General features: G+C 74.5%; 18 protein-coding genes. 6 read left to right on the plus strand and 12 right to left on the minus strand.

All coding sequences use genetic code 11. The annotated features are described in order from the left end of the window. Window positions 1–50: 50 nt before the first annotated feature. The 3 genes from NLX85_RS15840 to NLX85_RS15850 are packed head-to-tail and all read right to left on the minus strand — an operon-like array spanning window position 51 to window position 4,274. Window positions 51–1,610: a lysine 5,6-aminomutase subunit alpha gene (locus tag NLX85_RS15840; RefSeq protein WP_254335769.1), complete on the minus strand. Its 1,560-nt coding sequence runs from the start codon at window positions 1,608–1,610 to the stop codon at window positions 51–53. 37 nt (window positions 1,611–1,647) lie between these two features. After that, entirely contained in the window at window positions 1,648–3,219 is a 1,572-nt protein-coding gene (locus NLX85_RS15845; protein ID WP_254335770.1) for an amidohydrolase, read from the minus strand. 5 nt (window positions 3,220–3,224) lie between these two features. Continuing rightward, on the minus strand, window positions 3,225–4,274 hold the full coding sequence (locus tag NLX85_RS15850; RefSeq protein WP_254337462.1) for a zinc-binding alcohol dehydrogenase: 1,050 nt from the start codon (window positions 4,272–4,274) through the stop codon (window positions 3,225–3,227). A gap of 155 nt (window positions 4,275–4,429) precedes the next feature. Here NLX85_RS15850 and NLX85_RS15855 point away from each other — a divergent pair, with 155 nt between their 5' ends. Then, a complete protein-coding gene (locus tag NLX85_RS15855) occupies window positions 4,430–5,836 on the plus strand; it encodes a KamA family radical SAM protein (protein ID WP_254335771.1) in 1,407 nt (468 codons plus the stop codon). A 147-nt stretch (window positions 5,837–5,983) separates the two neighbouring features. Here NLX85_RS15855 and NLX85_RS15860 read toward each other — a convergent pair whose 3' ends face one another. Next, a complete protein-coding gene (locus tag NLX85_RS15860; protein ID WP_107076192.1) occupies window positions 5,984–6,178 on the minus strand; it encodes a CsbD family protein in 195 nt (64 codons plus the stop codon). A gap of 114 nt (window positions 6,179–6,292) precedes the next feature. Then, complete coding sequence (locus tag NLX85_RS15865; RefSeq protein ID WP_254335772.1) at window positions 6,293–7,000, minus strand: SDR family oxidoreductase; 708 nt, start codon at window positions 6,998–7,000, stop codon at window positions 6,293–6,295. 102 nt (window positions 7,001–7,102) lie between these two features. On the opposite strand from NLX85_RS15865, the gene NLX85_RS15870 reads away from it, so the two are divergent. Next, complete coding sequence (locus NLX85_RS15870) at window positions 7,103–7,942, plus strand: helix-turn-helix transcriptional regulator (RefSeq protein ID WP_254335773.1); 840 nt, start codon at window positions 7,103–7,105, stop codon at window positions 7,940–7,942. A gap of 48 nt (window positions 7,943–7,990) precedes the next feature. Then, window positions 7,991–8,602 carry a histidine phosphatase family protein gene (locus NLX85_RS15875; RefSeq protein WP_254335774.1) on the plus strand — a complete coding sequence of 204 codons (612 nt, stop codon included), beginning with the start codon at window positions 7,991–7,993 and terminating at the stop codon, window positions 8,600–8,602. 66 nt (window positions 8,603–8,668) lie between these two features. On the opposite strand, the gene NLX85_RS15880 is transcribed toward NLX85_RS15875, so the two are convergent. The 7 genes from NLX85_RS15880 to NLX85_RS15910 form a co-directional block, all read right to left on the minus strand. Further along, on the minus strand, window positions 8,669–10,381 hold the full coding sequence (locus NLX85_RS15880) for a CDP-glycerol glycerophosphotransferase family protein (protein WP_254335775.1): 1,713 nt from the start codon (window positions 10,379–10,381) through the stop codon (window positions 8,669–8,671). Window positions 10,382–10,658: 277 nt separating this feature from the next. Next, the gene (locus NLX85_RS15885; protein WP_107076195.1) at window positions 10,659–11,168 is read right to left on the minus strand and encodes an Lrp/AsnC family transcriptional regulator; all 510 of its coding nucleotides are present in this window, start codon (window positions 11,166–11,168) and stop codon (window positions 10,659–10,661) included. Between the two features lie 91 nt (window positions 11,169–11,259). After that, window positions 11,260–12,402, minus strand: coding sequence for an acyl-CoA dehydrogenase family protein (locus NLX85_RS15890; RefSeq protein ID WP_189196047.1), 1,143 nt, complete (start codon window positions 12,400–12,402; stop codon window positions 11,260–11,262). Further along, window positions 12,399–13,514: a Xaa-Pro peptidase family protein gene (locus tag NLX85_RS15895; RefSeq protein ID WP_254337463.1), complete on the minus strand. Its 1,116-nt coding sequence runs from the start codon at window positions 13,512–13,514 to the stop codon at window positions 12,399–12,401. Before NLX85_RS15895 ends, NLX85_RS15890 begins: the two co-directional genes overlap by 4 nt. Window positions 13,515–13,557: 43 nt before the next feature. After that, window positions 13,558–14,634 carry an aromatic acid exporter family protein gene (locus tag NLX85_RS15900; protein ID WP_254337465.1) on the minus strand — a complete coding sequence of 359 codons (1,077 nt, stop codon included), beginning with the start codon at window positions 14,632–14,634 and terminating at the stop codon, window positions 13,558–13,560. Between the two features lie 110 nt (window positions 14,635–14,744). Then, complete coding sequence (locus tag NLX85_RS15905; RefSeq protein WP_254335776.1) at window positions 14,745–15,581, minus strand: siderophore-interacting protein; 837 nt, start codon at window positions 15,579–15,581, stop codon at window positions 14,745–14,747. Continuing rightward, entirely contained in the window at window positions 15,578–16,615 is a 1,038-nt protein-coding gene (locus NLX85_RS15910) for an ABC transporter substrate-binding protein (protein ID WP_254335777.1), read from the minus strand. Before NLX85_RS15910 ends, NLX85_RS15905 begins: the two co-directional genes overlap by 4 nt. 70 nt (window positions 16,616–16,685) lie before the next feature. Here NLX85_RS15910 and NLX85_RS15915 point away from each other — a divergent pair, with 70 nt between their 5' ends. The 3 genes from NLX85_RS15915 to NLX85_RS15925 are packed head-to-tail and all read left to right on the plus strand — an operon-like array spanning window position 16,686 to window position 19,677. After that, the gene (locus tag NLX85_RS15915; RefSeq protein WP_374628114.1) at window positions 16,686–17,762 is read left to right on the plus strand and encodes a FecCD family ABC transporter permease; all 1,077 of its coding nucleotides are present in this window, start codon (window positions 16,686–16,688) and stop codon (window positions 17,760–17,762) included. Further along, window positions 17,759–18,784, plus strand: coding sequence for an iron chelate uptake ABC transporter family permease subunit (locus NLX85_RS15920; protein WP_254335779.1), 1,026 nt, complete (start codon window positions 17,759–17,761; stop codon window positions 18,782–18,784). Before NLX85_RS15915 ends, NLX85_RS15920 begins: the two co-directional genes overlap by 4 nt. A gap of 26 nt (window positions 18,785–18,810) precedes the next feature. Next, complete coding sequence (locus NLX85_RS15925) at window positions 18,811–19,677, plus strand: ABC transporter ATP-binding protein (RefSeq protein WP_254337467.1); 867 nt, start codon at window positions 18,811–18,813, stop codon at window positions 19,675–19,677. Window positions 19,678–19,686 lie beyond the last annotated feature (9 nt).

The following is a 19,686-nucleotide window of genomic DNA, read 5'->3' on the forward strand; positions in this document are numbered from 1 at the left end:
GTGCCGGCCGGGCATGCCCTCACGGCCCTCGCTTCGCTCGGTGCGTTCGCTCATGCCGTCTGCTCCAGGATGTCCGTGGCCGGGTTGTAGTAGTCGGCCTCGTGCTTCGCGACACCGTCGAGGCCCTTGCCCCGGTCCGCGGGCCGCTTCATGATCCCGAAGGTGCCCTCGGCGATCGCCGTCAGCAGCGACTGGTCACCGATGCGGTCCAGCAGGTCCACGGCCTCGCCGAGCACCCGGTGGGCGCGCTGCTGGATGAACCCGCCCGGCGCCGGCACGAAGTCCTCGTGCAGCCCCCCGGCGGCCCCCAGCACGTACCGCACGTTCTGCAGGGCGATGTCCCGGTCCGACAGCCACGGCGTGACCACCGCCTCGGTCATCATGCCGACCAGCAGGATGCCCTGCCCGGTCATGGTGCCCACCAGGTTGAAGAACCCGTCGAGCAGGTTGCCGCGGAACACGTCCCCGGTCATGTGCTTCGTCGGCGGCATCCACTTCAGCGGCGCGTCGGGGAACAGCTCCCGGGCCAGCAGCGCGTGCGCCAACTCCAGGCGGAACGACTCCGGCACGTCCGGGTTGATCTCGAACGCGTGCCCCAGGCCCAACTGCCAGTCGGCCAGCCCCGCCTCGTGCGCGAAGTACTCGTTGAGCAGCTGCGACACCGTCACCGTGTGCGCCTCGTCCACCGCGTCGGCGGTGGTGAGGTAGTTGTCCTCGCCGGTGTTGATGATGATCCCGGCGCGGGCGTGCACCTGCCGGGAGAACCGCTGGTCCACGAACGTGCGGATCGGGTTGATGTCGCGGAACAGGATCCCGTACATCGAGTCGTTCAGCATCATGTCGAGCCGTTCCAGGCCCGCCAGGGTCGCCATCTCCGGCATGCACAGCCCCGACGCGTAGTTCGTCAGCCGCACGTACCGGCCCAGCTCCCGCGACGACTCGTCCAGCGCCGCCCGCATCAGCCGGAAGTTCTCCTGCGTCGCGTACGTGCCCGCGAAGCCCTCCCGGGTGGCGCCCTCGGGCACGTAGTCCAGCAGCGACTGCCCTGTGGACCGGATCACCGCGATGATGTCCGCCCCGGCCCGCGCCGCCGCCTGCGCCTGCGGGATGTCCTCGTAGATGTCACCGGTCGCCACGATCAGGTAGATCCACGGCCGCTGCTTCGGATCCCCGTACCGCTTCACCAGCCGGTCCCGCTCGGCCCGCCGCCGGTCGATCTGCCGCACACCCGCGGCGACCGCCTTCCGGGCCGCCCGCCGGGCGGCCGTGGCGGCCTTGCCGGTCGGCTGCGTGAACCGCACCGACCCGGCGGCGGCCTTCTGCGCCAGCAGCGTCACGTCGCCGATCTGCTCCCGCGCGAGCGCGTCGAACACCGGTGCCGCCACCCCGTGCCCCAGACCCACGTCGGCCACCACCGCGTCCACGAGCCGGTTCACCCACGGGATGCCGTCCGGGTCGGCGCCCGTCACCCCGGCCAGCCGCAGCACCGCCCGCTCCACCGACACCGTGGTGTGGCTGCGCGCCAGATCCACCACCGGCTGCCCGGCCCGGCGCGCCAACTCCCGCGCCCGCGCCACCAGCGCCGGATCCAGCCCAAGCTTGCCTGTCACGCCGTCGCGCCCCTGTCTGTGCCGTTGCTCCGCACGCTCACGAAGCCCCTTCCTGATAGATCACGTCACCGCGCAGCACCGTGGCCCGGCACACCGGCAGCGGCGTCGGGTCCTCCGCGCCGCGCGCCTCCGGGTCCTCGGCCTGCAACACCGGCAGGCCCCGCTCCACCCCGGCCGGGGTGTCCCACACCGCGAACGTCGCCGGCGCACCCAGGGCGAGGACCCCCTCGTTGTCCAGGTGCACCGCCCGCCACCCACCCCGGGTGTGCGCCGCGAACGCCGCCCGCACGCTCATCCGCTGCACCGGGTTGTGGTGCGCCGCCGCCGCCCGCACCGACCCCCACGGGTCCAGCGGCGTCACCGGCGAATCCGACCCGAACGCCAACGCCACACCCACCCCGTGCATGGCGCCCATCGGGTTCGACTCCAACGACCGGGACAGACCCAGCCGCGACTCGTACATCCGGCCCGCGCCACCCCACAACCGGTCGAACGCCGGCTGCATCGACGCCACGATCCCGTACTCCACGAACCCGGCGATCAACCGCTTGCTCATGATCTCCGCGTGCTCGATCCGGTGCCGGGCCGCCCGCAACCGGTCCACGCCCACCTTCCGGGCCGCCTGCGCGAACCCCTCCAGCACCGTGCCGATCGCCGCGTCCCCGATCGCGTGGAAACCGCCCTGCACGCCGTGCGCCGCGCAGTCCAGCAGATGATCACGCACCTGCTCGACGGTCACGTACCCGTGCCCGCACGCCCCCGGCTCCCCGTCCAGGTACGCCGTCGACACGTGCGCCGTCCGCGAGCCCAGCGCCCCGTCGGCGAACAGGTCACCACCGGCGCCCACCGCACCCAGCTCCCGGGCCTTCGCCGCGCCCAGCAACTCACCCCAGTACCCGTACACCTCCGGCACCCCGGCCCCCGAGATGCCCAGCAGCCCCGTGAAGTCCTCCTCGTCGGAGATGCCCGGGCCACCGCACTCGTGCACCGCCGCGATACCCAGCGACGCCGCGTGCTCCAGGGCCCGACGCTGCGCCGCCACCCGCTGCGCCCGCGTCACCGACGCGAACGCCGCCGCCCGCACCACGTGGTGCGCGTCCCGACGCAGCCAACCCGACGGGTCGTACCCCGCCGCGGCCACCGCGTCCGGGCAGGCCGCCAGCAGCGCCGCCGACACCAGCGCCGAGTGGATCGACGCCTGCGACAGGTACACCTTCCGGCCCCCGGCCGCCCGGCCCAGCGCCGCCGCGTCCGGCAGGGCCGGCTCCGCCCAGGACGACTCGTCCCAGCCGTGCCCCAGCACCACCGCGTCGGCCGGCAGCGCGCCCGCGAACGCCGCCACGGCCTCCAGCAGCCCCGACGCCGACCGCACCGCCGACAGGTCCAGCCCCGACAGGGCCAGCCCCGTGTCGGTGGCGTGCACGTGCGCGTCCACGAACGCCGGCGTCACCAGCGCCCCGCCCAGCTCCACCACCCGGTCGGCGGCCGGCGCGTCGACGTCGGCGCCCAACCAGGCGATCCGCCCGTCACGCACCAGCAACGCCGTCGCGCTCGGATCAGCCGGACAGTGCAGCACTCCGCCGCGGTACAAGGTCGAGGGGTTCGTCATGACGTTCAGTCTGCCGCCAGGCGCGCCTCGAACAGACGACGCACCCCCGGCTCGGCGCGCAGCAGCTCCAGCGCCAACTCGGCGTGCCCCGGCACGTACCCGTTGCCCACCAGCATCGTCACGTCCGCCGCCAGGCCCTCCGCGCCCAGCGCCGCCGCCGCGAAGCTCGTCGCCATCGAGAAGAAGATCACCGTGCCGCCGTCCTCGGTGGCCAGGACCGCACCGTGCTCGCAGCCCGGCACGTCCACGCAGACCACCGTCACGTCCGCCGGCGCGCCCAGCGCCATGGTCACCGCCGTGGACAGCCCCACCGGGTCACGGGCGTCGGCCAACGCCACCACGTCCGCCAGGCCGGCCGCCTCCAGGGCGTCCCGCTCCCCCGCCACCGGCACCACCCCGACGGTACGGCCCGCGCCCGCCCGCCGCGCCGCCGCCAGGGACAGCGAGCCGCTCTTCCCGGCGCCACCGATCACCGCCACCGTCACCGGACGCCCGTCGCCCTCGCGGCGGCGCCGCGCCACCTGCTCGGCCACCACCCGCGCGGTCAGCGCCGGCGCCCCGCACACGTCCAGCACCGCCAGCGACAGCTCCGGGTGCAGGTCGCCCGGCAGCACCGCGGCGATCGACCGGGCGAACAGGATCGCGTACCCGTCGCAGGGCACCTGCTCGCTGCGCCCGTCCCAGCGGGCCAGCCCGTCGAGGATCGTCAGCGGCGTCAGCGTCAGCGACACCAGCGTCGCCACCCGGTCGCCCGGCCGCAACCCCAGCGGGGACCGCTTCCCGGCCTCCTCCACCGTGCCGATCAGCATGCCGCCGGAGCCGGTGACCGGGTTCTGCATCTTCCCCCGGGTCGAGATGATCTCCAGCACCTCGGCGCGGACCTTCTCCCCGTCGCCGCCGTGCTTCTCCGACAGCTGCCGGAAGCTCGCCGCGTCCAGGTTCAGCCGCTCGACCCGGATGCGCACCTCGTTCGCCGCGATCCGCGGGTCGGCGTCCAGCCGCCACGCCGCCTGCGGCAGCACCCCCGCCGGTTCCACGACTCGGTGCAGACCCACCGGTGACGTCACGCCGACCCCCTATGTCCAGCCGCCCGAACCCCCGGCCAGGGCTCGCGTCGCGGGAAAACTTCCGGCAGACTAATTTCTTCACCGGATATTTTCCAGTAGCCTTCAGGATCGCTGATCACCCGCACCACATGTCAGGAGGGGCCGTGACCCAGACCCAACCGGTTGAGACCATCCCTCAACCCCGTCACGCCCCGGTCGCCGTACCGACCGCCGGGCAGCCGTACGAATACCGCCGCAGCCCCCTGGTCGAACCCGACTGGACCCGCTTCCCCGGCTGGCGCCACGTCACCCGCGAGCAGTGGGAGAACGCCCAGTGGCAGCGGGTCAACTGCGTCAAGAACATCAAGCAGCTGCGCACCGTCCTCGGCGACCTCGTCGACGAGACCTTCTACGCCGACCTCGAGGCCGACCAGAAGGCCCTCGCGACCATGTCGATGCTGGTGCCGCCGCAGATGGTCAACACCATGGTGCCGTTCGAGCCCATGACCACCGAGGCGTTCCTCGCCGACCCGGTCCGCCGCTACATGATCCCCGTCGCCTCCGACCGGCGCACCGACTGGCCCTCGCACCCCTACGCCAGCCGCGACAGCCTCCACGAGCACGACATGTGGGTCGCCGAAGGCCTCACCCACCGCTACCCCACCAAGGTCCTCGCCGAGCTGCTCTCCACCTGCCCGCAGTACTGCGGGCACTGCACCCGGATGGACCTCGTCGGCAACTCCACCCCCGCCGTCGACAAGCTCAAGCTCACCCTCAAGCCCGTCGACCGCTACGACGCCCACATCGCCTACCTCAAGGCCCACCCTGGGGTCCGCGACGTCGTCGTCTCCGGCGGCGACGTGGCAAACGTGCCGTGGAAGAACCTCGAGTCCTACCTCATGCGGCTGCTCGAGATCGAGACCATCCGCGACATCCGCCTCGCCACCAAGGCCCTCATGGGCCTGCCCCAGCACTGGCTCCAGGGCGACGTGGTCGAGGGCCTCGAACGGGTCGCCCGCACCGCCTCCCGGCGCGGCGTCAACCTCGCCATCCACACCCACGTCAACCACCGGCAGTCGATCACCCCGCTGGTCGCCAAGGCCGCTCAGACCGCCCTCGACGTCGGCGTCCGCGACGTGCGCAACCAGGGCGTGCTCATGCGCGGCGTCAACGCCACAAGCGCCGACCTGCTCGACCTCTGCTTCGCCCTGCAGGGCGAGGCCGGCATCCTGCCGTACTACTTCTACATGTGCGACATGATCCCCAACGCCGAGCACTGGCGGGTCCCCGTCTGGCACGCCCAGCAGCTCCAGCACGACATCATGGGCTACCTGCCCGGCTACGCCACCCCGCGGATCGTCTGCGACGTCCCGTTCGTCGGCAAGCGCTGGGTGCACATGCTCACCGAGTACGACCGCGAGCGCGGCATCTCCTACTGGACCAAGAACTACCGCACCTCGATCGAGTCCGCGGACCTCGAAGCGCTCAATAAGCGCTACGCCTACTACGACCCGATCGACACGCTGCCCGAGGCCGGCCAGTCCTGGTGGGCCGCCCACCGCGACGACTGACCCCGCACCACCCCGTCGCCCCCGCGAGCCACCCGGCCGCGGGGGCGACGGCCGTTCGGGCCCGTGGCATCCGGTCCGGCCGGAACCCGTGACCCGCGCACACGGCGGCGGGCCCCCGGATCGCCCGGGAGCCCGCCGCCGTACGGGTCACTTGTCGAAGGCGTCCCGGACGTTGCGTCCGGCCTCCTTGACGTTCTGCCCGGCCTGCCGTGCCCGGGCGGCGCTCTGCTCGTTGGCGCCCTCGGCCCGCAACCGCTCGTTGTCGGTGGCATCGCCGATCCGCTCCTTGGCCGCGCCGGCCAACTCCTGGGCCCGGCTCTTGGCCTTGTCGGTGAAGCTCATCCCGCCTCCTCGGCTTGTTCGGGCTCTCACGGGTTGCGTCCCCGGCGCCGGTCGTTGCAAACGCCGTGCTCCGGCGCACATCGCGTAGAGCATCCTAGGAAGATAGGGTGAGGGTCACCAGGGCAGCGGCCCGGCGGCGTCGACGTAGCCGCCCGTGGGGCCGTCGGGGCCCACCTGGGCCATCCGGACGATGATCTCGGCGCCCTCCTCGACGGTCTGCGTGCCGGTCCGCCCGTTGAGGTCCGTCGCCGTGAACCCGGGCTCCACCGCGTTGACCCGCATGCCCGGGAACGCCTTGGCGTACTGCACCGTGACCATGTTGAGCGCCGCCTTCGAGGCGGGATATGCCACACCGGGGTAGCCGTACGCCGGGTCGGCCGGATCAGCGAGCCGGGTGAGGGACGCGAGGCCGCTGCTCACGTTCACCACCACCGGGGCGGCCGAGCGCCGCAGCAGCGGCAGGAACGCGTGGGTGACCCGTACCGGACCGAACACGTTCGTCTCGAACAGCGTCCGCATGTCCTCGGCGGTCACCTCCGCGGCGCCCACCACGCCGTTGTCCGCCGTCCGTGCCTCGATGCCGGCGTTGTTGACCAGCACGTCCAGTCCCCCACCCGCCTCGACGGTGCGCGCGGCCGCCGCCACCGAGGCGTCGTCGGTGACGTCCAGAGGGACGAAGCGCGCGCCCAGCCGCTCGGCGGCCCGGCGGCCGCGCTCCGCGTCCCGGCTGCCGATCCATACGGTGTGCCCGGCAGCCACCAGCCGGCGGGCGGTCTCGAAACCGAGCCCCTTGTTGGCTCCCGTGATCAGTGTCGTCGTCATGTCACCAGGCTCTGTCGGCCCCCGGTGACCAGCCAGGCGTCCCGTCTTCCTGGGACTGCCGGGGCCACCCTGGGGCGGCCGGGGCGGGGCAGACTGGTGAGCGTGGCGGAGGCGGAGTTCGGGCAGGCGGTGCGTCGCTGGCGCGACCGGGTGTCGCCCGAGGCCGCCGGGCTGCCCACCGGCCGGTCGCGGCGGGCGGCCGGACTGCGCCGGGAGGAGCTGGCGCTGCTGGCCGGAATCTCCGTCGACTACCTCACCCGGCTGGAGCAGGGCCGCGCGGCACACCCCTCGGCGCAGGTCGTCGCGGCGCTGGCGCGGGCGCTGCGGCTCTCCGACACCGAGCGGGCCCATCTCCACCGGCTGGCCGGCCTCGCGCCGCCCGGCCCGCACACCATCCCCACCGAGGTCACCCCGAGCGTGCAGCGGCTGCTGGACCGGCTGGCCGGCACCCCGGTGGCGGTGTATGACGCCACCTGGACGCTCCTCGTGGCCAACCCGCCGTACGCGGCGCTGATGGGCGACCCGTCCGGATGGCGGGGCGACGAGCGCAACGGCGTGTGGCGGCACTTCCTCGGCCCCGGCTCGCGGGTCCGGCTCGGCCCCGAGGAACGGCGCGGGTTCGAGGCCGCCCTGGTCGGCGACCTCCGCTCCGCCGCCGCCCACTATCCGGCCGACCCGCGGCTGGGCCGGCTCCTCGCCGACCTGCGGGCCCGCAGCCCTCGCTTCGCCGAGCTGTGGGACGCCGGCGCCGTGGGCCGGCACGCCACGGCGCGCAAGACGGTCGACCACCCGCACGTGGGGCCGCTGACCCTCGACTGCGACGTGCTCACCGTCGCCGGCAGCGACCTGCGGATCATGGTCTACACCGCCGAACCGGGCAGCCCGGACGCCGAACGCCTCGCCCTGCTCACCGTGCTCGGCACCCAGTCGCTGCGCGGCTGACCCGTCCGCCGCCCGCCCGGCACCGCCGGTCCGTGGTTGACTGGGTCGGTGAGCGAGATCCTGCTGATCCGGCACGGCGAGACCACCTGGAGCGCCAGCCGCCGGCACACCTCGTACACCGACCTGGAGCTGACCCCCGACGGGGAGCGGCAGTCCCGCGCGCTCGCCGTGGCGCTCGCCGGCCGGCGTTTCGTCCGGGTGCTGTCCAGCCCCCGGCAGCGCGCGACCTGCACCGCGCACCTGGCCGGGCTCACCGTCGACGCCACCGACCCGGACCTGGCCGAGTGGAACTACGGCGCCTACGAGGGACGCACCACCGCCGACATCCACGACGAGAACCCGGCGTGGAACATCTGGACCGACGGCTGCCCCGACGGCGAGTCCCCGGCCGAGGTCGGCGCCCGGCTCGACCGCGTGCTCGACCGGGTGGCCCCGCTGCTGGAGCGGGGCACGGTCGCGCTGGTCGGCCACGCGCACAGCCTGCGGGTGCTGGGCGCGCGCTGGATCGGCCTGCCGCCGTCCGCCGGCGGGCTGCTGCGGCTGGACACCGCCACCGTCAGCGCGCTCGGGCACGAGCACGGCCGGCGGGTCATCCTGCGGTGGAACCAGCCGGTCCCGGCGACGGCCGCCGCGGTCACCGACCGGGCCGCCCGGCACTAGAAAAGAACGGCTCCGGCTCGGCGTCGAAGCCGAACCGGAGCCGATCGTGGGCTGGCCGCCCCGCCGTCAGAGGTAGCGCGAGGCCTCGTCGAGGAAGCGCTGCGCGTACCGGTCCGACGGGATGTCCCCGAGGTAGTACTTCTTGAGGTCGCGGCGTGCGGTGGCGAGCGGATCGCCGCCGAGAAGGTCGTCGAGGGCGGTGTCGAGTCCCTGCAGCCGGCCACCGTGGGCGTCGATCACGTAGGCCGCCCGCGCCAGCGGGAAAGCCTCCGGGAACCGGGCCGCCGGCGTCGAGACGGCGACCATCGCGAAGGGCTTCTCCGAGTACAGGTAGTCCGCCACCACGCTCGACACGTCCGACACCATGGCGTCCGACGCGTTGAAGCAGTCCGCGACCGTCATGGCAACCTCGGCCTCGGCCCCGAAGACGTGCGGCCGTCCGTTCGTCCGGCGGTCGTCGGCCAGCAGCGTCCGGATGCGGTCGCACTCGCGGGCCAGCGCCGCCGACCGCTGGCTGTACGGATGCGGCCGGAAGACGACGCTGCACCCGCGGGCGACGAGCGCCTTGATGATGTCGTAGCCCGCGAGCAGGGACGAGTAGTTGGAGTCGGCGTAGAAGCCGGCCCACGTCGGGGCGTACAGGACCCGGGGGTTGGCGATCGAGGCGATCGGCTCGGTCGCGATGGCGACGTTCTCCACCTGGGGGCGCCCCACGATGGTGAACATCTCCGCCGGCATGCTCACACCGTTGGCCGCGAACCGGTCGATGGCGGCCTGGCCGGCGACGAAGTTCTTGTCGTACAGCCGGAAGACCGGGTTGTGGCTCGGCACCTTGTCGCTGTCGCCGTGGTTGAGCTGGATGTGCTTGAGGTTCGTGTACCGGGCGACGTGGTTGTTCACCGTCGCGGTGTTGACGTAGAAGGCCGCCCGCAGCGACGGGGCGATGACCTCGTCGAGCTGGTTCAGCCCCATCCGCATCACCACCGGGGTCTTGGTGAGGCCCACCACCTCGTTGAAGTTGGTCTGGTTGCGCACCAGCACGAAGAACTTCCGGTTGAGCCGTTCGAGGTAGGGCAGCCACATCGCGAGCTGGTAGGCGGTGCCGGCCGGCGCGTTCCAGTGCACGAGGAAGACGGGCTCGTAGGCGGTGAGGGCCTTCAGCAGTTTGGCCTCACCGTTGCGCCGCGCCCGCACCTGCTTCAAGCCCTGCATGCCGGTGAACAGGGTCAACCCGAGCGCCGCGACCGCCACCGCCAGCGCGATCCATCCGGCGACGCCGGTGAACGCGCAGACCAGCGCCACGAGCACCGCGGCGCCGTTGACCAGCGCCACCCGGCTGCTGCTGTCGGGGCCGCGGCTGAGCCGGGCGCCGATTCCGGGCAGGTTCGCCGCGACGGGGTAGACGGCCTCGAATGCCGACGCCAGCAGCGGTTCGGCGAGCACCGCCAGGCCCGCGACGGCGACACCGGCGGCCAGGGCGGGATCAAGACCGCCGTGCACCGCGCCGAGCAGGTACGCGGTGGCGAGCAGGAGGACGCGCGCCACGACGGAGGTGCCGACGGCCAGTGCTCCGCCGCGCCACGTCCAGGCCAGCAGGCCGAACGCGAGGACGGCCGGGGGAAGCGCCCAGAGGCGGGAGTCGCCCACCGCCGCCAGCAGCAGGGCGGCGAGGGCCGTCACCTCGACCGCCGAGGCCGGCAGTCGGGTCCCGACGGCCGACGTCCGCGCCTCCGCCAGCCATCCGCTCAACCGGGACCGACCCGGCTTGGAAGCCGTCATCGCCCGACCCCCACCGACGACGGGCTGACGAGCGGCAGCCGCCTTGCCCGATTCCGGCATGTCGCCCGGAAGTTCTGTTGCAACGCCCACTCCTTATTCAACTAGCTACCCGTTCCCCGGGCCCCCACGGCCCGGTGAACGGTGGTTCAACGCGCAGGCGGGCCGGATCGCCCTGGGTCCCGGCCGCCGCCGGCGCATGCGCGACACCACCTGCCGTCGCCCGGCGACGCCCGCGCCCCGGCCGGCGGCGGAGGTGATGATCGCTCGTCGGGCGCGGTCAACCCGCCTGCGAACCCGCCGACTCCGCCGAGACGCCGCGTAGCCGCTGCTGATGCACCGGCTCCGGGCCGACCTTCGGCGGGCGGTGCTCGTACGGGGTGGAGAGCACCACTGTCGTCCGGGTGGTGACGTTCGCGGCCGTGCGGATCTCCTGCAGCACCCGCTCCAGGTCCGCCGGGCTGGCCACCCGCACCAGCAGGAGGTAGAAGTCCTCCCCGGCCACCGAGTAGCACGAGTCGATCTCCGGCAGGTGGGCCAGCCGCTCCGGGGCGTCGTCCGGCTGCGAGGGGTCGAACGGCCGGATCGCCACGAACGCGGTCAGTGGCAGGTCCAGCGCCTCGAACGAGACGCGGGCGGCGTACCCCTTGATGACGCCGCGCTGCTCCAGCCGGCGGACCCGCTGGTGCACCGCGGACACCGACAGGCCCACCCGCTCGGCCAGGTCCGTGTACGACAGCCGACCGTCCCCGGTCAGTGCGGCGACGATGGCGCGGTCGATCTCCTCCACGCGCTGCAACCTACCGGTAAAAGCGCTCCCACGCCGCACCCGGCCCGCCGTCATGACGCTGTGCGGGCCGGACGGTCGCGCACCGCGTCGGTCAGCCCTTGGCCAGGGCCCGGGAGATGACCAGCCGCTGGATCTGGTTGGTGCCCTCGACGATCTGGAGCACCTTGGCCTCGCGCATGTACCGCTCGACCGGGTGGTCGGCGACGTAGCCGGCGCCGCCGAGCACCTGCACGGCGTCGGTGGTCACCCGCATGGCCACGTCGGTGGCGAACAGCTTCGCCTTCGCCGCCTCGATCGAGTACGGCCGGCCGGCGTCGCGCAGCCGGGCCGCGGCCAGCAGCAGGGCCCGGGCGGCGGAGATCTGGGTGGCGTGGTCGGCCAGGGTGAAGCCGAGCCCCTGGAAGTCGATGATCGCCCGGCCGAACTGCTGGCGTTCCCGGGCGTAGCCGATGGCGTAGTCCAGGGCGGCCTGGGCCAGGCCGACCGCGCAGGCGGCGATGCCGAGCCGTCCCGAGTCCAGCGCCGACATGGCGATGGTGAAGCCCATGCCCTCGCCGCCGATCAGCCGCTCGGCGGGCACGCGGGCCTCGTCGAAGGCGATCTGGGCGACCGGGGAGGCGTGCAGGCCCATGGTGCGTTCGGCGGCCTGCGGGTGGATGCCCGGGGTGTTCCGGTCGGCCAGCAGGCAGGAGATGCCCTTGGGGCCGGGTCCGCCGGTGCGGCAGAAGATGTTGTAGAAGTCGGCGACCCGGGCGTGGGTGATCCACGCCTTGGTGCCGGAGACCACGTAGGCGTCGCCGTCACGGACCGCCTTGGTGGTGAGGGCCGCGGCGTCGGAGCCGCCCTGCGGCTCGGAGAGGCAGTACGCCCCGAGCAGCTCGCCGCCGATCATGTCGGGCAGCAGCTTGCGCTGCTCGTCGGTGCCGAACTGCGCGACGGGGTAGCAGGACAGGGTGTGCACGCTGACCGCCTCGGCGACGGCGAGCCACCGGCTGGCCAGGATCTCCAGCACCTGGACGTACACCTCGTACGGCTGGGCGGCGCCGCCGTGCTCCTCGGCGTACGGCAGGCCGAGCAGGCCGGCCCGGCCCAGGGTGCGCAGCACCTCGCGGGGGAACTCGGCGCGCTCCTCGAAGCCGGCGGCCTTGGGGGCGAGCTCCCGGTCGGCGAGTTCGGTGGCGAGGTCCAGCAGGTCGTGGGCCTCGTCGGTGGGGAGGATCCGGTCGACAGTCATAGCGCGATGAGCTCCGTGGGGGTGGTGTTGAGCCGTTGCCCGCCGTCCGTCGTGCAGACGACGATGTCCTCGATCCGGGCGCCGTGCCGCCCGGCGAGGTAGATCCCGGGTTCGACCGAGAACGCCATACCGGCCTCCAGGGGCCGGGGGTTGCCGGCCACGACGTACGGCTCCTCGTGGGTGTCGAGGCCGATGCCGTGTCCGGTGCGGTGCAGGAACGCGTCGCCGTGACCGGCGGCGGTGATGATGTCCCGGGCGACCGCGTCGAGGGCCTCGGCGGTCACCCCCGGGCGGACGGCCGCCACGGCGGCGCGCTGCGCCTCGCACAGGACCGTGTAGTAGTCGGTGAATTCGGCCGGGGCGGGGCCGCCGGCGACGTAGGTGCGGGTGCAGTCGGAGCGGTAGCCCGACGGCATGGTGCCGCCGATGTCCACCACGACCGGCTCGCCGGGGCGGATCGGCCGGTCGGCGGTGCCGTGGTGCGGGCTGGCGCCGTGGGGGCCGGCGGCCACGATGACGAAGTCGACGCGGATGTGCCCGGCGGCCCGGATGGCGGCAGCGATGTCGGCGGCCACCTCGATCTCGGTGCGACCGGGGCGCAGCCACTCCCCCATCCGCCGGTGCACGGCATCGATCGCGGCACCGGCCTCGGCCAGGGCGGCGATCTCGGCGGACGACTTGCGGATGCGCAGCTCGCGCAGCACCTCGGAGGCGAGCCGCTGGGCCGCGTCGGGCAGCGTGGCGCGCAGGGCGAGCACCTGCTCGGCCCACATCCGGTCGGCCAGCCCGACGGCGGCGACCGGGCCGGGCAGCGCGGCCCGCACCAGCGGCCAGGGGTCGGTGCCGTCGGCGTGGTCGACGATCCGGTAGCCGCCGCCGGGGGCGGCCTCGGCCCCGGGGCGTTCCAGCACCGGCACGATGAGGGTGGGCTCGCCCTCGGCGGGGAGCACCAGGCAGGTGAGCCGCTCCCCCTCGTGGGCGTCGTAGCCGGTCAGGTAGCGCAGGTCGGAGCCGGGGGTGAGCAGCAGCGCGTCGAGGCCCGCGGCGGCGGTGGCGCGCTGGGCGGCGGCCAGCCGCTCGGCCGGGTAGAGCTCGTCGGTTCCCACCCCCAGAGCTTAACGGTCGTTTGGGTGGTCGCGGGAGCCCGGTGGCCGCTCAGACCCCGGCCATCCGGTCCGCCTCGGCCTTGCTCAGGCCGGACGCCTGGAGCAGCTCGCCGACCGCGATGGAGATCTGCGAGGCGACGATGGTGCCGGAGAAGCCGAGCCCGGCGGACCGGGCCCGCCGGGCCGCCTCGGCGGCGTGCAACGCCTGCGACCGGGCGATCTCGGGGGTCCGGCCGGCCAGGAAGTCGCGGTGCAGCAGCCGCAGCGACTGGCCGAAGGTCTCGACAGCCTTCGGCAGGTCGGCCGGGACCGGCTCCCGGGCGTCGAGGAGCGCGACCACCCGGCGGACCATGTTGCGGCTGTTGGTGAAGGCCAACTCCAGGTGCGTGGCAGCGTGCGCGTAACGGCGCAGCTGGGAGCGGCGCCGCCAGCGCCACGGGGACAGCGACGCCACCTCCGCGGCCGCGGCGACGATCTCGGTGGTCTCCTTCCGCTCGGCCTCGGCGGTCTGGAGGCGCTGCAACGCCGCGTCGGCCCGCCCGGGGTCGCCGGCGGCGAGGGCCTCAGCGGTGACGGTCAGCTGGTGGGCGAAGATGTCGAGGCTGGCACCTGCGGCGCGGTGCACCACCCGGACAGGGTTCAGCGGCAGCAGGAGCAGCGCCACCACCACGGCCACCCCGCCGCCGACCAGCGCGTTGGCCGTCCGCGGCACGGCCAGGTCGGGCGCGCTGGGCTCGACGGTGCCCAGCAGGACGGCGGTGCTGCCGGCCTGCACCATCACCGCCCCGCTGCCGCGGAACACCACCGCCGCCGAGATGGCCAGCGCGACGACCAGCCCGGTCTGCACGGGCCCGTTCCCGATCACCTTGATGATCAGGTCGGCGACGAGCACTCCGACGATCACCCCGCCGAGCAGCTCGGCGGTGCGGCGTACCCGGTTGCCGATGGCCGCGGCGATGGTGCCGACCGCGGCGGCGGGCGCGAACAGCGGCTGCGGGTTGTGCAGCAGGGTGTTGGCGACGTACCAGGACAGCCCGGCCGCCAGGCCGGCCTGGAGGGCGATGATGAAGTACCGGCGCAGCCGCTCGTACGCCTCCTGCGCCTGCCGGCGGGCGGCGGCCACCATCTCGGTCACGGCGCGCCCCGGCGGTCCGGGCGCCACCGGCGGTACGGCCCGGGCGCGGTCACGCACCCCTCTACCCCCGTGACGCTGCGGTAGTCCCGCCGCCGGTCCGGTCAGGCGTTCGCGGCCTCGGCCCGGAGGTCCTCCTCCGACGCGCCGCGCCGCCAGTAGCCGGCGAAGGTGACCCGGCGGCGGTCCAGGCCGCGCTCGCCGACCAGGTGCCGGCGGACCGCCCGGACCATGCCGGCCTCGCCGGCGATCCAGGCGTACGGGGCGGCGCCGGGGAGCCGGGCGCCGCGCAGCGTGTCGGCCAGCAGGCTGCTGCCCGGTCCGGTGGCGCCCCGGACCAGCCAGGTCACCTCGGCGCGGGCGGCGGTGGGCAGCGGCTGGATGTCGCCGGCCGCGGGGACCTCGACGAAGGCCCGGACCGGGGTGCCGGCGGGCAGCCAGTCGAGGATCCCACCGACGGCCGGCAGCGCGGTCTCGTCGGCGACCAGCAGCACGGCGTCGGCGCCGGTGGGCGGTTGGAACCGCACGGTGCGCTCGTCGGGCACAGCCGGCCCGAGCAGCAGCACTTGGTCGCCCGGGCGGGCCCGGCCGGCCCAGCGGGTGGCCGGGCCGGTGTCGCCGTGCCGGACGAAGTCGATGTCCAGCTCGTCCCGCTCGGGCCGCTGCGCCCGGATCGTGTACGAGCGCATCACCGCGCGCACCGCCGGGTCCAGGGCCCGCCACGCGGTGTACCAGTCCTCCCCCGCCTCGACGGGGACGACCGGGGCGTCCTGACCCGGGTGCGGCAGGAAGACCGACACGCTCTGGTCCCGGCCGCCGCCGGCGAACTCGCCGAGGTCGTCGCCGCCGAGGGTGACCCGGACCAGGCAGTCCCCCACCGCCCGGGTGGCGCGCACCCGGGCGGCGTAGAACCGGTACCGCAGGGCGACGGCGGTGGTCACGCGGTGACCTTCCTCGCGCCCCGGATGGCGGTGGCCAGGTTCTCCAGCAGCGGGGCGGCGCCGGCGTAGGAGAAGCGGGGCACGGCGTCCCACGGGGTGACCTGGTCGGCCTTCACCGCCGGCAGCTGCGCCCAGGTGGGCTTGGCGGCGAGGTCCTTCGGCTGCAGGGCGGTGGGCCGGTTGTCGAGCAGGATCAGGTCGGCCGGGAACTTGCCGGTGTTCTCCCAGCTCAGCGCCTCGAAGTAGTCGCCCTGTTCGAGCTTGGTCGGCACCACCAGGTCGACGCCGAGTTCGGCGAAGTACATGAGGTCGGTGCTGACCTTGGGGTTGGAGACGTAGAACAGGTCGGGGCTGCCAGAGGCGGCCATCACCTTGATGCCGGGGTTCGCCTTGACCGCCTGGCGCACCGCCTCGGCGGCCGCGGTGAACCGGGCCTTCGCGTCGGTGACCCTCTTCGCGCCGAGGTCGGCGCCGAGGGAGGCGGCGAGTTCGGCGTACCGCTCGATGGGCCTGGTCATCGGCACCCGGGCCGTGGTGATCGCGACGCTGGGGGCCAGGGGCAGGATCTTCGCCCTGCTCTCGTCCGGCACGTACCAGAGCGCGTCCGGGTCGTACATGTGGGTGACCAGCAGCTCGGGGCGGAGGCCGGCGTACTTCTCCAGGTTGAACTCGCCCCAGGCGTTGCCGAGGATCTCGACCTGCTCGACGTCGAGGTCGCCGGCCTGCGGCTCCTTGCTGCCGTCGGCCTTCTTCGTCTCTCCGAAGACGCCGACGACCTGCTTGTCGAGTCCGAAGTCGACCAGGGCGGCGGCCACCCCGGTGAAGGCGACGATCCGGGTGGGTCGGGCGGCCGCGTCGACCTTCTGCTGCCGGTCGTCGGTGAACGACCAGGGACCGCCGGTGGGACCGGCGCTGGTGGCGGCGTCGTCGCCGTCCTTGCCGCAGCCGGCGAGGAGGGCGCCGAGGCCGGCGGCGCCGGCGGCGGCGAGGAGGCCACGGCGGGAGAGCCGGCGGCGGGACAGGGCATCGGGCATGGCGAAGTCTTTCGGTACGGGTCTGCGAATGACCATGGACAGCGAGGTTAGGCTAACCTAACCTAAGTCGCTGTCAAGGTCCTTCCCGCCCCCGGAGTCCACGCTGTCCGTCATCACCCCACCCCGCAGCGGCGCCGTCGCCGCCCCGGCGACCGGCCGGCGCCCCCGGCTGCGGGCCGGCGGGCTCGCCCTCGTCGTGCTGCTGCTCGCCGCGGTGGCCGTGCTCAGCCTCGTCCTCGGCGCGAAGCCGCTCTCCCTCGCCGAGGTGTGGCACGGCCTCACCGACCCGGCCTCCCCCGAGTACGCCGTGGTGCACCAGGGACGGCTGCCCCGCACGCTGCTCGGCCTCGCCGCCGGCGCGGCGCTCGGTGTCGCCGGGGCGGCCATGCAGACGTTGACCCGCAACCCGCTCGCCGACCCCGGCCTGCTCGGCATCAACGCGGGCGCGTCGGCCGCCGTGGCCACCGCCACCGTGCTGCTCGGCGTCGCCGACCTCGACCACCAGGTCTGGTACGCGCTGCTCGGCGCCGCCACGGTCACCGTCGCCGTGCACACCATCGCCGGCGGCCGGCAGGCCACCCCGGCCCGGCTCGCCCTGGCCGGGGCGGCGCTCAACGCGGCCCTGTTCTCCTACGTCAGCGCGGTCATGCTGGTCGACAGCACCTCGCTGGAGCGGCTGCGGTTCTGGACCGTCGGCTCGCTGGCCGGCGCCCGCACCGACACCCTGCCCAGCCTGCTGCCGTTCGTCCTGACCGGACTGGTGATCGCCCTGCTGGTGACCCGCCCGCTGGGCGCCCTGGCCCTCGGCGACGACTCCGCCCGCGCGCTCGGCGCCCGGCCCGGCCTGGTCCGCGGCGCGGTGGTCGTCGCCGTCACGCTGCTCTGCGGGGCGGCCACCGCCGCCTGCGGGCCGATCGTCTTCGTGGGGCTGCTCGCCCCGCACCTCGTCCGCGCCCTCACCGGGCCGGACCCGCGCCGGCTGCTGCCCTGGTGCGCGGTGTTCGCGCCGGTGCTGCTGCTCACCGCCGACGTGGCCGGCCGGGTGCTGGGCCGCCCCGGCGAACTCCAGGTGGGACTGGTCACCGCCGTGCTTGGCGGGCCGCTCTTCCTGCACCTGGTCCGGCGCGGACGGGTGGGCCGGCTGTGATCGTGCTGCGCCTTCCCGGCGGGCTGTCCTTGCGCCTGCGGCCCCGCGCCCTCGTCGTCGGCCTGGCCGGCACGCTGCTCGCCCTCGCCCTGGCCGTGCTCGCCGTCGGCGCCGGCGACTACCCCATCGCCCCGGCCGACGTGCTGCGCGTCCTCGCGGGCGGGGGCAGCCCCGCCGAGCGGTTCATCGTCACCGAACTGCGCCTGCCCCGCCTCGTCACGGCCCTGGCCGTCGGCGCCGCCCTCGGCCTGGCTGGCGCGGTCTTCCAGTCCCTGACCCGCAACCCGCTGGGCAGCCCCGACGTCCTCGGCGTCACCTCCGGCGCGGCCACCGGCGCGCTGGTCGTGGTGGTGGCCGGCGGCGGCAGCGCCGCACTCGCCGGGGCCGCCGCCGCCGGCGGCCTCGCCACCGGCCTGCTCCTGTACGCCCTGGCCGGCCGCCACGGCGTGGGCGGGCACCGGCTGGTGCTGGTCGGCATCGGGGTCACCGCCATCCTCACCGGCGTCAACGGCTGGCTGCTCACCCGCGCCCCGCTGATGGACGCCGCTCGCGCCGCGCTCTGGCTCACCGGCAGCCTGGACGGGCGGGGCTGGGCCAACGCGCTGCCGGTGCTCGGCGCGCTGGCGGTGCTGCTGCCCGCCGTCCTGCTCACCCGCGCCCCCGCCCTGCGGCTGCTGGAGATGGGCGACGACTCAGCGGCCGCGCTCGGCGTACCGGTGCGCCGGGTCCGGGGCGCCGCGCTCGGCGCGGCCGTGCTGCTGGTCTCGGTCGCCGCGGCGGCCGCCGGGCCGGTGTCGTTCCTGGCGCTGACCGCCCCGCACCTGGCCCGCCGGCTCACCCGTGCGCCCGGCCCGAACCTGCTGCCCTCGGCGGTCGTCGGCGCGGCCCTGCTGCTCGCCGCCGACCAGCTCGCCCAGCACGCGGTCGCCGGCCGGCAACTGCCCGTCGGCGTGGTCACCGGCGTGCTCGGCGGCGGCTACCTGGCCTGGCTGCTCGCCGGCGAACGCAGGGGCCGGCGATGACCGGCCCCGACGAGAAGGGAACCCTGATGCGGCCCCACACCCTCCGCCTGGTCGGCGAGGCGCTGACCCTCGGCTACGACCGGCGCACCGTCGCCGAGGACCTCACGGTGGCCGTCCCGGACGGCTCCTTCACCGTGATCATCGGGCCGAACGCGTGCGGCAAGTCGACGCTGCTGCGCGCCCTGGCCCGGCTGCTGCGGCCGGCCCGGGGCACGGTGCTGCTCGACGGCGCCGACATCCACCGCCGGCCGGCCCGGCAGGTCGCCCGTACCCTCGGGTTGCTGCCGCAGTCGGCGATGGCCCCGGACGGGCTCACCGTGGCCGAGCTGGTGTCCCGGGGCCGCTACCCGCACCAGGGCCTGCTGCGGCAGTGGTCCCGCGAGGATGAGCGGGTGGTCGACCGGGCCATGGCCGACACCGGGATCGCCGAACTGGCCGACCGCCCGGTCGACGAACTGTCCGGCGGGCAGCGGCAGCGCGTCTGGATCGCCATGGCGCTGGCCCAGCAGACGCCGCTGCTGCTGCTCGACGAGCCGACCACCTACCTGGACATCGCCCACCAGGTCGAGGTGCTGGACCTCTGCGCCCGGCTGCACGAGGAGCAGGGCCGCACCCTGGTCGCCGTGCTGCACGACCTGCACCAGGCCGCCCGCTACGCCACCCACCTGGTGGCCATGCGCGACGGGCGGGTGGTCGCCGCCGGGGACCCGCGCCGGATCGTCACCACCGAACTGGTCGAGGAGGTGTTCGGCCTGCCCTGCCGGATCATCGAGGACCCGGAGACGGGCACGCCGCTGGTCCTGCCGGCGGCCCGTCGGTCCGGCGCCCCCGGCGACGGCGCCGGCACACCTCCGCCGGCTACGGACCGGGCGCCGGTTCACCCGGTCCGGTGAGTGCGTTCG

The organism is Micromonospora sp. A3M-1-15, from assembly GCF_024213425.1.
Taxonomy (GTDB): Bacteria; Actinomycetota; Actinomycetes; order Mycobacteriales; family Micromonosporaceae; genus Micromonospora; species Micromonospora chersina.